The sequence below is a fragment of the Nocardioides sp. genome (assembly GCF_035429765.1).
GTDB lineage: Bacteria > Actinomycetota > Actinomycetes > Propionibacteriales > Nocardioidaceae > Nocardioides.
Genome location: NZ_DAOMFK010000030.1, coordinates 1 through 14,480, shown reverse-complemented (window position 1 = coordinate 14,480; position 14,480 = coordinate 1). Strand labels below are relative to the sequence as shown.

Here is a 14,480-nt window from a genome sequence, read left to right as displayed (position 1 = left end):
ACCAGATGTCCTTCGCCACCCAGGCGGCGATGCTCGGCGGCAACCTGCGGGTCGGTATGGAGGACAGCCTGTACCTCGGCCCCGGCCGGCTCACCCCGTCCAACGCCGCCCAGGTCACGAAGATCCGCGGCGTCATCGAGTCGCTCGGCCTCGAGGTCGCCACCCCCGCCCAGGCCCGGGAGCGCCTCGGCCTGAAGGGGGCCGACCGTGTCAACGTCTGAGGCCGCGGCCGCCGGTGAGGTCGCCCGGGTCGCCGCGCTGGGCGGCGGGCTGATCGGCCGCAGCTGGACCGCGCTCTTCCTCGCGGCCGGGAGGTCGGTCGCCGTCTACGACCCCGACCCGGCCACCGAGACCCGGGTCAGGGAGGCGGTCGAGGCGGCCTGGCCCGTGCTCACCACCCTCGGGCTCGCCACCACGCCTGCCCCGGAGGGGGAGCTGGTCGTCTGCGCTGACCCCCGCGACGCCGTCGAGGGGGCGCAGTTCGTCCAGGAGAGCGTCCCCGAGCGGGTCGGGCTCAAGCACGAGCTGTACGCCGCGATCGAGCCGGTCCTGGCCCCGGACGCCGTCGTGGCGTCCTCGGCCTCGGGGCTGACCCTCAGCGAGCTGCAGCCGGGCTGGCGCGACCCCGGCCGGATGGTGCTCGGCCACCCGTTCAACCCGCCCCACCTCATCCCGCTGGTGGAGGTCATGGGGAACCACCGCACCGACCCGGGGGTCGTGGCCGCCGCCCGCAGCTTCTACGAGTCGGTCGGCAAGGTCACCATCGAGGTCCGCCGTGAGGTCCCCGGCCACGTCGCCAACCGGCTGCAGGCCGCGCTGTGGCGGGAGGCGATCCACCTGGTCAACCAGGGCGTGGCCACCGTCGAGGACGTCGACGCCGCCGTCTCCTCCGGGCCCGGTCTGCGCTGGGCGGTGATGGGACCCACCACGCTCTTCCACCTCGGCGCGGACGACGGCGGGCTGGCGGCGTTCTGCCAGCGGTACGCCGACAGCTTCCACCGCTGGTGGGACGACCTCGGCACCCCCCACCTGGACCAGGCCACCACCGCGCGTCTGGTCGCCGGGGTCACCGCGGCGACGGCCGGCCGGGGCGTCGACGAGCTCACCTCGGAGCGCGACGCCGTGCTCACCTCCGTCGTGGCGGCCACCCACGGCAGCGCCCGGACGGCAGGCATCGCTCACGTGCGGGATCGTTGAGGTGATAGCGGCCCTGCGCCGCGCGCCCGAGACGCAGGGTCAGCCGGTCACTGCGGCGCTGACCAGGACCCGGGCCGACTCCTGGGCGCAGGTGGCAGCGTCCGGGGAGGCCTCCAGCGCCCCGCTGGCCAGGCCACCGTCCAGGAGCAGGGTGAGGGTGCGGGCAAGACCGTCGGGGTCGGCGGCGCCGGCTCCCGCCGCGAGGTCGCGCACCCACGACCGGACCGCCAGCTTGTGGGCGACGGTGCGCTCGTGGACCGGCGTACCGGGCTCGGCCTCCGCCGCGGCGTTGATGAAGGCGCAGCCCCGGTAGCCCTCCCGGCGGCAGGCAGTACCGAGGGCGTCGAAGAGCCCGACCAGCTGGTCGGCCGGGTCGGGTCCGGCCGCCTCCGCAGCGGCCCGCAGCTGTCCGGTCCAGATGTCGTCGACCCGGTCCAGGTAGGCGAGCACCAGCACCTCCTTGCTGGGGAAGTGCTTGTAGAAGGTGGCCTTGGCCACCCCCGACTCGGCGATGATCAGGTCCACGCCGACGGCCCTGAGCCCGCGGCTGTAGAAGAGCCGGAACGCCGTGTCGAGGATGCGCTGCCGTGCGGGGACCTGGGGCACCCCTTGATTGTAGACAGACCTGTCTGTTAGTTTCGAAACGACCCACCTAGACAGACCTGTCTACCTCTCCCAGGAGCACCCATGAACATCGCAGTCCTCGGCACGGGCATGGTCGGCCAGGCGCTGGCCGCCCGTCTCCACGAGCTCGGCCACCGGGTCACCGTCGGCACCCGCGACCCCGCCGCCTCCCTCGCCCGCACCGAGCCCGGGGGACTCGGTGACTGGCACGCCCAGCACCCCGACGTCGCCGTGGCCGGCTTCGCCGACGCCGCGCGCGAGGCGGACCTCGTCGTGCTTGCCGCGCTGGGGACCGCCGCCCTGGACATCCTCGGGCGGGCAGGCGCCGAGAACCTTGCCGGCACGGTGGTGCTGGACATCAGCAACCCGCTCGACTTCAGTGGCGGGATGCCCCCCTCGCTGTTCGTCAGCAACACCGACTCCCTCGGTGAGCAGCTGCAGCGGGCCTTCCCCGAGGCCCGCGTGGTCAAGACGCTCAACACCATGACCGCCGCCGTGATGGTCCACCCCACCGAGCTGGCCGCCGGCGACTTCACGACCTTCGTCTCCGGCGACGACGCCGAGGCCAAGGCGGTCGTCACCGACCTGCTCAGGTCCCTCGGCCACACCGACGTCCTGGACCTCGGCGACATCACCACGGCGCGCGGCACCGAGATGCTGATGCCGATCTGGCTCCGGCTCTGGGGTGCCCTGGGGACGCCGATGCTCACCTTCAAGGTGGTGCGCTGACGTGGTCGGCGGGAGCCGGCTGAGGAGCCGGTCGTGAGGCTCGGCGTCCACGTGGTCGGGTACGCCGTCCCGGGCGGGCCCGGCGCCATCCCCGGCGTGCTGCGCGACGTGGCGCAGGCCGCCGAGAGTGCCGGCGTCGAGAACCTCTCGATCATGGACCACTACCTGCAGATGCCGGGGATCGGGAGCGACCACGACCCGATGCTCGAGGGGTACACCACGCTGGGGTTCCTCGCGGCGCACACGCGGACCGTGGAGCTGCAGCTGCTGATGACCGGGGTCACCTACCGGCACCCGGGCCTGCTCGCCACGATCGTGGCCACCTTGGACGTGCTCTCGGGAGGGCGCGCGGCGCTGGGCATCGGGGCCGCGTGGTACGAGCGCGAGCACCGCGCCCTCGGCGTCCCGTTCCCCCCGACCGCCGAGCGGTTCGAGCGGCTCGAGGAGGCGCTGCGCGTCGTGCGGCAGATGTGGAGCGAGAACGACGGCCCGTTCGAGGGTGCCCACTACCGGCTCGCCGAGACCATCTGCGCGCCCCAGCCGCTGCACCCCGTCCCGGTCATGGTCGGCGGCAACGGTGAGCGAAAGACCCTGCGGCTGGTCGCCGAGTACGCCGACGCCTGCAACCTGATCGTCGGCGGTGACGACGCGGCCGAGGTCGCCCGGCACAAGCTCGAGGTGCTGCACGCCCACTGCGACGCGGTCGGCCGCGACTACGACTCGGTCCTTCGTACGGTCATGGTGCCGCAACCGCTCGACCCTGCGCACGAGGCCGACCGGTTCCTCGCGGACATGGAGCGGCTGGCCGCCGTCGGAGTCCAGGAGGTGCACGTCACGCCGCTGGGGGAGGCCGCGGCCCACCCGGCCCGTTTCGTGGAGGACCTGGGCCGGCACGTCGTCCCCCGGCTCCGGCAGATCTGAGACCCACGACTCGGCTGCACCGACGGTGCACTATGATGCACTCGTGGACGAGAGCACCGCCGCCCTGGCCGCGGCCATCGGGGCCCGGGTGAAGCAGGAGCGCCAGGCCCGCCGCTGGACCCTCGACCAGCTGGCCCAGGCCGCCGGGGTGAGCCGCCGGGCGGTGGTCAACGTCGAGCAGGGTGCCGCGAACCCCAGCGTGGGGACCCTGCTGCGGATCAGCGACGCGCTCGGGATCGGGCTGCCCGGACTGGTGGAGCCGCCCGAGCCCAGGACGGTCAAGGTCACCCGGGGAGGCGAGGGTGCCACCTTGTGGACCGGTGACGGCGGCGGGCGCGGCATCCTGGTGGCCGGGACCGAGCCGCCGGACGTGGTCGAGCTGTGGGACTGGACCCTCGGGCCCGGCGACCGGCACGCCAGCGAGGCCCACACCCCGGGCACCCACGAGCTGGTGCAGGTCCAGGACGGGGCCGTCGTGGTCGTGGTCGCCGACCAGACGGTGAGGCTTGAGGCCGGCGACGCGGTGTCGTTCCCCGGGGACGTGGCGCACTCCTACGCCAACCCGGGCGAGCGGCCCGCGCGGTTCTCCCTCGCCGTCTTCGAGCCCGGTGTCGGCTCGGCCACCCGGTCGGAGCCCGGCCATGCCTGAGGCGCCCCGGGACCTCCTCGCCGCGGACGTCGCGACCGGGGAGGGAGCCTGACCATGCCCCTGCTCAACAGCGCCTCCCGCGTGCCCCCGTGGTCGCTGGCCGTGACGTCGATGCTGTCGGTCCAGCTGGGCGCGGCGTTGTCGGTGCAGCTGATCTCGACCACGGGTCCGGCCGGCACCGCCTGGCTGAGGCTCACGATGGCGGCCCTGATCTTCCTGGCGCTGGCCCGGCCACCGCTGCGGGAGGTGCGCCGCAACGACGTGCCCACGCTTGTCGGGCTCGGCGTGGCGACCGGCGTGGTGAGCGTGGCGTTCCTCGCCGCCATCGATCGCATCCCGCTGGGCACCGCCGTCGCGGTGGAGTTCCTCGGCCCGCTGACCGTCGCCGCGGTGCGGACCCACCGGCCGCGGGCGCTCGCCTGGCCGGGCCTGGCGCTGGTCGGCGTCGTCCTGCTCACCCAGCCCTGGCACGGTCAGGTCGACCCGGTGGGTCTGGCGTTCGCCGCGCTCGCGGCGCTCTGCTGGGCCACCTACATCGTGCTCACCCAGCGGGTCGGCGACCGCTTCACCGGCATCTCGGGGCTCTCCCTGACGGTCCCGCTCGGCGCCGTGACGGCTGCCGTCGTCGGCGTCCCCCAGGCGGCCGGCCACCTCACCGTCGGCATCCTCGCCGCCGCAGCCGGGCTGGCCGTGCTGCTCCCGGTGCTGCCGTTCGCGCTGGAGATGCTCGCCCTGCGGCAGATGACGCCCGCCGCGTTCGGCACCCTGATGGCCCTCGAGCCCGCCTTCGGCCTGCTGCTGGGCCTCGTCGTGCTGCACCAGACGCCCAGCCCCTCCCAGCTGGCGGGCATCCTGCTGGTGGTGCTCGCCGGCGCCGCCGCCCAGCGCGAGGGCCGACGGGTCCCGCCCGGGGGGCGCACCGCTCCCCACTCCGAGCTCGACGTCATCGGGTAGCCGCCGGCGAAGGCGGGTCGCCCGACCTGCAGGGGAGACCGAGCCGCCACTAGGGTGGGCGGGTGATCGGGGTCCTGCGCCGAAGCCGGGTGGTCCGGTGGCTCGCGGCGCCGGAGCCCGCCGGCCTGCTCTACGGGGCCATCATCTCAGCGGCGGTCCTGGCGGCCGTGAGCCTCCACGAGGACCAGGCGCTGCGCGTCGCTGGGGCGACCGCCGGGGTCCTGGTCGTGTACTGGATGGCCGACGTCTACGTCCACGCCATCACCGAGCGGTTCGACGGTGACACCCGAGGGCTGCTACGCCGGCTGCGGGAGGCCGCCGACTACAAGGCCGGGGTCATCCGCGGCGGGCTGCCGGCCATCGTGGTCTACCTGGTCTCCTACGCCCTCGGGGCGGAGTCCTCCACCGCCGCGTTCGTGGCCCTCAGCTTCTCGGTCCTGCTCCTGGGCGGCGTGGGCTACTACGGCGCGCGCCGCGCCGGCAGCCCGAACCGGGCCGCGGTGATCGAGGGCGTCGGCGCCGGCCTCCTCGCCGTACTCATCGTGGCGGCGAAGGCCGGCCTGCACTGAGCGCGACGTCATCCGCGAGGGGTGATGACTCGGCTAGAGGCGGCTGCCTAGGCTCGGTCCGGCAACGCCGAGCCCTGGGCCGGCGTGCCGTCCACCACGGGTGACCGTCACACACAGGAGAGAGCACATGACCGAGGACAAGAGCAGCGCCGACCAGCCCGAGATGGTCGCTGCGGCCGTCAGTGACGACGTCTACACGCTGTTCGTCGCCGACTTCTCCGACACCACCACGGCCTGGGACGCCTACGAGGCGCTCAAGGAGGTCGAGGACGGGCGGCACGTCGAGATCGAGGGTGTGATCGTCGTCAAGCGCGAGCCGGACGGCGACCTGGAGATCCAGAAGGCCACCGACCACTCCACCAAGCGCGGCCTCAAGTGGGGTGCCGCGGGGGGTCTGGCGCTCGGTCTCATCTTCCCGCCGTCGATCCTGGGCAGCGCCGCGGTGATCGGTGCCGCCGGCGCCGGCATCGGCAAGGCCCAGCAGCTGCGGAACAAGGCCAAGCTGGCCGAGGAGCTCGAGGACAGCATCGAGCCCGGCCACTCCGGGATCGTGGCGCTGGTGTCCAACCCGGCCGCAGCCGAGCTGCGCAAGGCGCTCGAGCGGGCCGACCGGATCGTCGAGTCGGCCGTCAACGACGCCGTCGCCAAGGAGCTCAAGGCCGCCGCCAAGGAGATCGAGGCCGGCCAGGGCTGACCCGCCACCTCGCGCCGGGCAGTCGTGGATTGGTGTCGGGGCGGGGCTGTGCCCTATCCTCGTTGCATACCCCCTGGGGTATGAATCGATCCCCCGACGTGAGGAGTCCCCGAGGTGTGCAGTCCTGCACGGTGCCGTTCCTGCAACAAGATCACCTGGTCCGGGTGCGGCCAGCACGTCGACTCGGTGATGGGCCGCGTCCCCGCCGCCCAGCGGTGTGAGTGCGCTCCTGCTGCAGCACCGGCCTTCGACCTCTCCGCACTGTTCCGCAGGTGAGCCCTCGGGCGCGCCGTCGTACCCTCATCGTCGGTGGCGTCGCCGGTGGCATGTCCGCCGCCACGCGGCTGCGCCGCCTGGACGAGTCGCGGGAGATCGTCGTCCTGGAGCGCGGCGACCACGTGTCCTTCGCCAACTGCGGGCTGCCCTACCACGTCGGTGGGGTCATCGAGGACCGTGACGACCTGGTGCTGCAGACCCCCGAGTCGCTGGCGGCGCGGTTCGCCCTGGACGTGCGCACCGGCCACGAGGTGGTCTCCGTCGACCGGGACCGTCGGGTGGTCACCGTGCGCGACCGTCACACCGGCCGGCTGCTGGAGGAGGAGTACGACGAGCTCGTCCTCGCCACCGGCGCCTCGCCGCTGCGGCCGCCGATCCCCGGGGTCGAGCTCGCGCACGCCCTGCGCGACCTGGTCGACATGGACGCGATCATCGCCCGCCTGGACGGACCGGACCAGCCGACGTCGGCGGTGATCGTCGGCGCCGGCTTCATCGGCCTGGAGCTTGCCGAGAACCTCGCCCACCGCGGCCTCTCCGTGACGGTCGTGGAGCTGGCCGACCACGTCCTGCCCCCGCTCGACGTCGAGATGGCCGCCGTGGTCCAGTCGCACCTGCAGCTGTTCGGGGTGCGGGTGCTCACCGGCACCGCTGCGGCTGCCTTCGAGGCCGACGCCGTGGTGCTCGCCGGCGGCGAACGGATCCCCGCAGGACTGGTCGTGCTGGCCGCCGGCGTGGTGCCGGAGTCCGCGCTCGCCCGTGCGGCGGGGCTGGAGCTCTCCGAGCGGGGCGGCGTCGTCGTCGACGAGCGCCAGCGCACCAGCGACCCGCACATCTACGCGGTGGGCGACGTCGCGGTGAAGCGCGACGCCGTCAGCGGCGAGGGCGTGCTCGTGCCGCTCGCCCAGACCGCCAACCGGCACGGCCGCCTGGTCGCCGACGCGATCCTCGGCCGGCCGGTGAGCGCGCGGCCCGCGCTCGGCACCGCGGTCGTCGGCGTGTTCGGCCTCACCGTCGCGGCGGTCGGGTGGAACGAGCGCCGGCTGCGCGAAGCGGGCCGGCCGCACCGCGTGATCCACACCCATCCCCAGCACCACGCCGGCTACTACCCCGGTGCGGAGCAGATGGCCCTGAAGCTGCTCGTGGACCCGGACACCGACGAGATCCTCGGCGCCCAGGGGGTCGGCCGGGCGGGCGTCGACAAACGGATCGACGTCATCGCCACCGCCATGCGCGGCGGGCTGCGGGCCTCGGAGCTGGCCGACCTCGAGCTCACCTACGCGCCGCAGTACGGCTCGGCCAAGGACCCGGTCGCCATGCTGGGCATGGTCGCCGACAACCTCGCGGCCGGGCTCACCCGCACCGTCCAGTGGCACGAGGTCGACGCGGAGGTCGCCCGTGGTGCCACCGTGGTCGACGTACGGACACCGGAGGAGTACGCCGCCGGCGCGCTGCCGGGCGCGGTCAACCTGCCGGTGGACGACCTGCGTGAGCGGCACGGAGAGCTCTCCGGACGGCTGCTGGTGTACTGCGCGGCGGGCCAGCGCGGCCACGTCGCGGCCCGGCTGCTCACCCAGCTGGGCCACGCGGACGTGGTGAACCTCGACGGCGGCTACCGCACCTGGCAGCCGCCCGTCGACCTGCTGGCCGCGTCCGGTCGGGAGGATTCCACCCTCCGCTAGATTCGTGGGCATGGAGATCCGCAACCTCGGCGCCAGCGGCCTGAAGATCTCGGCCATCGCCTACGGGAACTGGCTCACCCACGGCTCGCAGGTGGAGGAGGAGTCCGCCACCGCGTGCGTCCGGCAGGCGCTGGGCGAAGGCATCACCACCTTCGACACCGCCGACGTCTACGCCAACACGCGGGCGGAGTCGGTGCTGGGGCGGGCGCTGAGGGGCGAGCGGCGCGAGGGCCTGGAGATCTTCACCAAGGTGTACTGGCCCACCGGCCCGGGTGCGCACAACGACCACGGACTGTCGCGCAAGCACATCATGGAGTCGATCAACGGCTCGCTGACCCGGCTCGGCACCGACTACGTCGACCTCTACCAGGCGCACCGCTACGACTACGAGACGCCGCTGGAGGAGACCATGGAGGCCTTCGCCGACGTGGTGCACTCCGGCAAGGCGCTCTACATCGGCGTCTCGGAGTGGCGGGCCGAGCAGATCCGCGAGGCGCACGCGCTGGCGCGTGAGCTGCACGTCCCGCTGGTCTCCAACCAGCCGCAGTACAACATGCTGTGGCGGGTGATCGAGGCCGAGGTGGTGCCCACCTGCCGGGACCTCGGGATCGGGCAGATCGTGTGGTCGCCCATCGCCCAAGGCGCCCTCACCGGGAAGTACCGGCCGGGCGAGCAGCCGCCGCCGGGCAGCCGCGCCACCGACGACAAGGGTGGCGCCTCGATGATCCAGGACTGGCTGCGCGACGACATCCTCGAGCGGGTCCAGCGGCTGCGCCCGCTCGCCGACGAGGCCGGGCTCACCCTCGCCCAGCTCGCGGTCGCCTGGGTCCTGCAGAACGACAACGTCTCGGCGGCGATCATCGGCGCCAGCCGCCCCGAGCAGGTCACCGAGAACGCCCGGGCGGCCGGCGTACGCCTCGACGAGGACGTGCTGCGCGCCATCGACGAGATCACCGGGCCCGTGGTCGAGCGGGACCCCGCCAAGACGCGGTCCCCGCGGACGCGGAGCTTCTCGCGGGAGTAGGGCCCGTGGGCGGGGAATCCCGCTCTTGGCACGGGTTGCAGCGCCGCCGGCTAGATCCAGCGCTGGAACCAGATCCGGTCCAGCCACTCGGAGTGGGTGAGCAGCCCGTCGGTCCAGATCGGCCAGAACCACGCGAAGTTCACCAGTACCAGCGTGAAGAACGAGCCGGCCACGATCACCCCGAGGGTCCTTCGGGGTGAGGGCGTCCGGGACCGCCCGACCAGCTCTCCGGCGACCAGGGTGCAGGCCAGCACGAGGAACGGCAGGGCCAGGATGGCGTAGAAGCTGAAGATCGGGCGGTCGTCGTACATCAACCAGGGCAGCCACGTCGAGGCGACGCCGACCACGGCCACGCCGTACCGCCAGTCGCGCCTGCCGACCCACAGCACGACGGAGGCCAGCAGGGCGAGGACCGACCCCCACCAGAGCGCGGGCGTGCCGATGATCAGCACCTGGCGCAGGCAGTCCGAGCCGGGCGCGGCGTCGCAGCCCTGCTGGCCGGGCTTGATGTCGAGCTGCGCGTCGGCCCCCACCGGTCGGTTCACCAGCAGCCATCCCGAGGGCGCCGAGGCGTAGTCGTGCGTGGCGCAGTTCAAGAAGTACCGGTGGAAGGTCAGCACGTCCTGGTGGTAGTACCAGAGCGAGCGCAGCGACTGGGTGACCTCGCCCACCCCGGAGGCGTCCGGCTCCCTGGCGGTCGGCCAGGACCGGTCGTCGTCTGACGTCACGCCCGTCATCGTCTCCCCGTCGCAGGTGCCGTCCCAGGAGACGAACCGGGTGTACTGGGTCGAGGAGAGGTGCTCCTCGTACTGGTCGGCGTGGACCAGCCAGCCGGTCCAGCTCGCGACGTAGACCAGGGCGGCGACCACCACCAGCTGGACGAACGCGGGAATGCCGTCGACCAGCGCGGACTTCAGGACGGGCCGGCGGAGCCCCCGCGCGCGCCGCGCGCCCGCGCTCCACAGCCAGACCAGGAGGCCGAACGCGGCCAGCGGGTAGAGGGCGGCCCACTTGGTGCCCACTGCCAGCCCGAAGCTGACGCCGGCGGCCAGCAGCCACGGGCGGACCAGCAGTCGACGCACCGGTCCGAGCCCCGCGCCCGACGCCGACTGCTGCGGCATCTCGCGGCGCAGCCGGGCCCGGAACCAGAACCGGTCGAGCACCAGGCAGTGGACCCCGAGCAGCAGGAAGAAGGCCACGAAGATGTCCAGCAGGGCCAGCCGAGACAGCACCAGCTGCAGTCCGTCGAAGGTCAGCAGCAGCCCGGCGAGGACGGCGAGCGCGATCGACCCGGTCAGCCGGAGGGCCAGCCGGCACATCACCAGCACCATCAGCGAGCCCACGACCGCCGCCGAGACGCGCCAGCCGGTGGGGTCCATGCCGAGCGCCCGCTCGCCGAGGCCGATCAGCCACTTGCCGACCTCGGGGTGCACGATCATCGACGGACTGTCGGTCCACAGGCCGGTGGTGTGTCCGTCCAGGATCTTCTGGTCCGCGCCGCTCACGTAGGTCCGGACGTAGCCGAAGTGGACGAGGGACCACGCGTCCTTGGCGTAGTAGGTCTCGTCGAAGAGCATCGCCTTCGGCGTGCCGAGCTGCCACAGCCGTAGGAACAGCGCGAGCAGCGTGACGGCGAGACTCGCCGCCCAGCCGGCGAACCGGTCGTCGGGCCGGTACGCCGGCCCCGCCGGTGAGCGCTCCGGCGACTCGGGCAGGGTCGCGGCGGTGCTCACGGGCGCCCACTCTACGGTCCCTGCCATGATCGTCCGGTGAGCGCGAAGCCCGGGGCAGCCGACGCCGGCGTGCTGGTTCTCGCCGCGACGCCGATCGGCCGGGCCACCGACGCGCCGCCCCGTCTCGCCCAGGAGCTCGCCGACGCGACCGTGATCGCCGCCGAGGACACCCGGCGGCTGCGCCGGCTCTGCGCGGACCTGGAGGTCACCCCGTCGGGACGGGTCGTGTCCTACTTCGAGGGCAACGAGACCACCCGGATCCCGGGGCTCCTCGACGCGCTCACCACGGGCGGCCGGGTGGTCCTGGTGACCGACGCCGGCATGCCCAGCGTCTCCGACCCGGGCTACCGGCTGGTCACCGCCGCGATCGCCGCAGGCGTCCGGGTCACGTCGGTCCCGGGGCCCTCGGCCGTGCTCACCGCGCTGGCCGTCTCGGGGCTGCCGGTCGACCGGTTCTGCTTCGAGGGGTTCCTGCCCCGCAAGGCGGGGGAGCGGGCCCGGCGGCTGGCCGGACTCGCCGGCGAGGAGCGGACGATGGTCTTCTTCGAGGCGCCGCACCGGACCCCGGCCGCGCTGGCGGCCCTGGCCGAGGCGTTCGGCGGCGACCGGCCCGCCGCGGTGTGCCGTGAGCTGACCAAGACCCACGAGGAGGTACGCCGCGGGCGGCTCGCCGACCTCGTCACCTGGGCGCAGCCCGGCGTCCGGGGGGGGGTCCCCCTGGTCGGCGCCGGGGCCGAGCCGGGCAGCACGGCCGACACCGACCCGGCCTCGCTGCGAGCCGCAGTGGCCGAGCTGGAGGAGGCGGGCCGCACGCGCAAGGAGGCCATCGCCGAGACCGCCCGCCGGTCCGGCCTGCCCAAGCGGGTGGTGTACGACGCCGTGCACCGCTGAGCGGGCGCTCTAGGATCGGGTGGGTGAGCGACCAGCCGACCGGGGCCCGCGCCGGGGGCAGGGACCCCCGCGGGCCGAGACCGCCCGCCCCCGAGCCGCTGCCGCACCCGGTGGCCGACAACCACTGTCACCTCGACATCGCCGACGGCGAGCGGTGGCCGCTGGAGGAGGCGCTGTCCGCGGCCGCCGCCGTGAACGTGACGCGGATCGTGCAGATCGGCTGTGACCTCCCCGGTGCCGCCTGGGCGGTCGAGGCGGCCGCGGCGCACGACGCGCTGGTGGCCGGGGTCGCCCTGCATCCGAACGAGGCGGCCCGGCTCGACCAGCAGGGGCTGCTGGAGCCGGCGCTCGCCGAGATCGAGCGGCTGGCCGCGCACCCGCAGGTGCGCGCCGTGGGCGAGACCGGCCTCGACTACTACCGCACCGGCGAGGAGGGTCGCCCGGCCCAGGAGGCGAGCTTCCGCCGGCACATCGACCTGGCCAAGCGGCTGGACCGGACCTTGGTCATCCACGACCGGGACGCCCACCAGGACGTGCTGCGCGTCGTCGGCGACGAGGGTGCCCCGGACCGCTGGGTGATGCACTGCTTCTCCGGCGACGCCGATGTCGCGCGTCGGTGCCTGGAGCTCGGGGCGTACCTGAGCTTCGCGGGCACCGTCACGTTCAAGAACGCCCCGCACCTGCGCGAGGCGCTGGCGCTGACGCCGCGGGACCGGCTGCTGGTGGAGACCGACGCGCCGTACCTGACCCCGATGCCCTTCCGCGGGCGCACCAACGCGTCCTACCTGGTCCCGCTGACCGTGCGGGCGATGGCCGAGGTGCGCGGTGAGGACCTCGAGGAGCTGTGCGTCGCCCTGGACGAGAGCACGACCGCCGCGTACGGCCCGTGGTAGGGCCAGTCAGTTTCACTAACGAACTGACTGCAGTAGGCTGCGCAGCACCTGACCGGTGAAGGAGCCCCGCCATGACCCAGACCGCGTCCGCCACCTCCGGGCACCCCAGCGCCTGCATCCTGTGCGAGTGCAACTGCGGGATCGAGATCCTCCTGGGCGAGGACGGCCGGACCTTCCAGAAGATCCGCGGCGACAAGCGCCACCCCGCCTCGCAGGGCTACACCTGCAACAAGGCGCTGCAGCTGGACGCCTACCAGAACGGCCGCAGCGGGCGGGTCACCCGGCCGCTGCGCCGCCGCCCCGACGGCGGCTTCGAGGAGATCGACTGGGACACCGCGATCCGCGAGGTCGCCGACCGGCTGGGCAGGATCCGCGACACGTACGGCGGGGAGTCGGTCTTCTACTACGGCGGGGGCGGCCAGGGGAACCACCTCGGCGGCGCCTACGCGCCGGCCACCCAGGCGGCGTACGGCGTCCGTTACCGCTCCAGCGCCCTGGCCCAGGAGAAGACCGGCGAGTTCTGGGTGAACGCCCGGATGCTCGGCGTCCCCACCCGGGGCGACATCGAGCACGCCGAGGTGGCGGTGTTCCTCGGCAAGAACCCCTACCAGTCCCACGGCTTCCCCCGGGCCCGTGCGGTGCTCAAGGAGATCGCCCGGGACCCCGCGCGCTCGGTCGTCGTCATCGACCCCGTGCGCACCGAGACCGCCGACCTGGCCGACCACCACCTCCAGCTGCGACCCGGGACCGACCTCTACCTGGTCACCGCCCTGGCGGCCGTGCTGGTCCAGGAGGACCTGCTCGCCGCCGACTGGCTGGCCGAGCACGCCGACGGGCTGGCGGCCGTCACCGCGGTGCTGCGCACGGTCCCGGTGGGCCGGTACTGCGCGGTCGCCGACGTCGCGGAGGAGCAGGTGCGCGCGGTGGCCCGACGCATCGCCGGGGCGGAGTCGGTGGCCTTCTTCGAGGACCTCGGCGTCCAGATGAACCGGGACTCCACCCTGGTCAGCTACGTCGAGAAGCTGGTCTGGCTGCTCACCGGCAACTACGCCCGCCCCGGCACGCAGTACGCCTTCTCCAGCCTCGCCCCGATCGGCCGCGACCGCGGGTACGCCGCCGGCGAGGGGCCGCGCAGCCCCGTCGTCGGTGCCCCGGTCATCAGCGGGCTCGTGCCCTGCAACGTGATCGCCGACGAGATCCTCACCGACCACCCGGCGCGCTACCGCGCGATGCTGGTCGAGAGCGCGAACCCGGCGCACTCGCTGGCGGACTCCCGGCGGATGCGGGAGGCGCTGGAGGCCCTGGACCTGCTGGTGGTGATCGACGTGTCCCTGACCGAGACCGCCCGGCTGGCCGACTACGTGCTCCCCGCCCCCACGCAGTTCGAGAAGTGGGAGGCGACGTTCTTCAACTTCGACTTCCCGCGCAACGTCTTCCACCTGCGCCCGCCGGTGGTGGAGGCCCCCGACGGTGTGCTGGCCGAGCCCGAGATCCACGCCCGGCTCGTCGAGGCCACCGGGGCCCTCACCGACGCCGACTACGCGCCGCTCCGGGAGGCCGCCGCGGTCGGCCGCGAGGCGTTCGGGCCGGCGTTCCTGACGGTGCTCGGCGACGCCCGGCTGCGCGGGATGGCGCCGGTGCTCCTCT

General features: G+C 73.6%; 16 protein-coding genes. 14 read left to right on the top strand and 2 right to left on the bottom strand.

The window, feature by feature from the left end:
- Both PLP61_RS05180 and PLP61_RS05175 read left to right on the top strand, forming a co-directional pair.
- Nucleotides 1–221: 3-keto-5-aminohexanoate cleavage protein (locus PLP61_RS05180; protein WP_324501039.1), on the top strand; the 221-nt coding region annotated here is incomplete at its 5' end.
- Nucleotides 208–1,197, top strand: a complete 990-nt coding sequence (locus PLP61_RS05175; protein WP_324501036.1) for a 3-hydroxyacyl-CoA dehydrogenase NAD-binding domain-containing protein — start codon at nucleotides 208–210, stop codon at nucleotides 1,195–1,197. The genes PLP61_RS05180 and PLP61_RS05175, both read left to right, overlap by 14 nt.
- Nucleotides 1,198–1,236: 39 nt before the next feature.
- Here PLP61_RS05175 and PLP61_RS05170 read toward each other — a convergent pair whose 3' ends face one another.
- Complete coding sequence (locus PLP61_RS05170; protein WP_324501034.1) at nucleotides 1,237–1,803, bottom strand: TetR/AcrR family transcriptional regulator; 567 nt, start codon at nucleotides 1,801–1,803, stop codon at nucleotides 1,237–1,239.
- Between the two features lie 81 nt (nucleotides 1,804–1,884).
- Between PLP61_RS05170 and PLP61_RS05165 the strand changes: the two genes are divergently transcribed.
- From PLP61_RS05165 to PLP61_RS05130, 9 genes are all read left to right on the top strand, one after another.
- A complete protein-coding gene (locus tag PLP61_RS05165) occupies nucleotides 1,885–2,550 on the top strand; it encodes an NADPH-dependent F420 reductase (protein WP_324501032.1) in 666 nt (221 codons plus the stop codon).
- Nucleotides 2,551–2,583: 33 nt separating this feature from the next.
- A complete protein-coding gene (locus tag PLP61_RS05160) occupies nucleotides 2,584–3,471 on the top strand; it encodes an LLM class F420-dependent oxidoreductase (protein ID WP_324501030.1) in 888 nt (295 codons plus the stop codon).
- 43 nt (nucleotides 3,472–3,514) lie between these two features.
- Nucleotides 3,515–4,120: a cupin domain-containing protein gene (locus PLP61_RS05155; RefSeq protein WP_324501029.1), complete on the top strand. Its 606-nt coding sequence runs from the start codon at nucleotides 3,515–3,517 to the stop codon at nucleotides 4,118–4,120.
- Between the two features lie 54 nt (nucleotides 4,121–4,174).
- Entirely contained in the window at nucleotides 4,175–5,074 is a 900-nt protein-coding gene (locus tag PLP61_RS05150) for an EamA family transporter (protein ID WP_324501028.1), read from the top strand.
- A 62-nt stretch (nucleotides 5,075–5,136) separates the two neighbouring features.
- Complete coding sequence (locus PLP61_RS05145; protein ID WP_324501026.1) at nucleotides 5,137–5,643, top strand: hypothetical protein; 507 nt, start codon at nucleotides 5,137–5,139, stop codon at nucleotides 5,641–5,643.
- Between the two features lie 127 nt (nucleotides 5,644–5,770).
- Nucleotides 5,771–6,337, top strand: a complete 567-nt coding sequence (locus PLP61_RS05140; protein ID WP_324501024.1) for a DUF1269 domain-containing protein — start codon at nucleotides 5,771–5,773, stop codon at nucleotides 6,335–6,337.
- Nucleotides 6,338–6,451: 114 nt separating this feature from the next.
- Nucleotides 6,452–6,613: a DUF8730 family Cys-rich protein gene (locus PLP61_RS17125; protein ID WP_502888959.1), complete on the top strand. Its 162-nt coding sequence runs from the start codon at nucleotides 6,452–6,454 to the stop codon at nucleotides 6,611–6,613.
- Nucleotides 6,610–8,292 carry an FAD-dependent oxidoreductase gene (locus tag PLP61_RS05135; RefSeq protein WP_324501022.1) on the top strand — a complete coding sequence of 561 codons (1,683 nt, stop codon included), beginning with the start codon at nucleotides 6,610–6,612 and terminating at the stop codon, nucleotides 8,290–8,292. Before PLP61_RS17125 ends, PLP61_RS05135 begins: the two co-directional genes overlap by 4 nt.
- Before the next feature lie 10 nt (nucleotides 8,293–8,302).
- On the top strand, nucleotides 8,303–9,316 hold the full coding sequence (locus PLP61_RS05130; RefSeq protein ID WP_324501021.1) for an aldo/keto reductase family protein: 1,014 nt from the start codon (nucleotides 8,303–8,305) through the stop codon (nucleotides 9,314–9,316).
- Between the two features lie 50 nt (nucleotides 9,317–9,366).
- On the opposite strand, the gene PLP61_RS05125 is transcribed toward PLP61_RS05130, so the two are convergent.
- The gene (locus PLP61_RS05125) at nucleotides 9,367–11,049 is read right to left on the bottom strand and encodes a dolichyl-phosphate-mannose--protein mannosyltransferase (protein WP_324501020.1); all 1,683 of its coding nucleotides are present in this window, start codon (nucleotides 11,047–11,049) and stop codon (nucleotides 9,367–9,369) included.
- A gap of 36 nt (nucleotides 11,050–11,085) precedes the next feature.
- Between PLP61_RS05125 and rsmI the strand changes: the two genes are divergently transcribed.
- From rsmI to PLP61_RS05110, 3 genes are all read left to right on the top strand, one after another.
- On the top strand, nucleotides 11,086–11,940 hold the full coding sequence (rsmI, locus tag PLP61_RS05120) for a 16S rRNA (cytidine(1402)-2'-O)-methyltransferase (protein ID WP_324501018.1): 855 nt from the start codon (nucleotides 11,086–11,088) through the stop codon (nucleotides 11,938–11,940).
- 23 nt (nucleotides 11,941–11,963) lie between these two features.
- Nucleotides 11,964–12,833 carry a TatD family hydrolase gene (locus PLP61_RS05115; RefSeq protein WP_324501017.1) on the top strand — a complete coding sequence of 290 codons (870 nt, stop codon included), beginning with the start codon at nucleotides 11,964–11,966 and terminating at the stop codon, nucleotides 12,831–12,833.
- Between the two features lie 71 nt (nucleotides 12,834–12,904).
- A partial coding sequence (locus PLP61_RS05110; RefSeq protein WP_324501015.1) for a molybdopterin-dependent oxidoreductase occupies nucleotides 12,905–14,480 on the top strand: 1,576 nt, incomplete at its 3' end.

What these genes read in the sequence shown, in the direction of transcription:
- PLP61_RS05150 (WP_324501028.1), top strand. Translation starts at nt 4,175, where the DNA reads ATGCCCCTGCTCAACAGCGCCTCCCGCGTGCCCCCGTGGTCGCTGGCC.
- PLP61_RS05165 (WP_324501032.1), top strand. Translation starts at nt 1,885, where the DNA reads ATGAACATCGCAGTCCTCGGCACGGGCATGGTCGGCCAGGCGCTGGCC.
- PLP61_RS05140 (WP_324501024.1), top strand. Translation starts at nt 5,771, where the DNA reads ATGACCGAGGACAAGAGCAGCGCCGACCAGCCCGAGATGGTCGCTGCG.
- PLP61_RS05130 (WP_324501021.1), top strand. Translation starts at nt 8,303, where the DNA reads ATGGAGATCCGCAACCTCGGCGCCAGCGGCCTGAAGATCTCGGCCATC.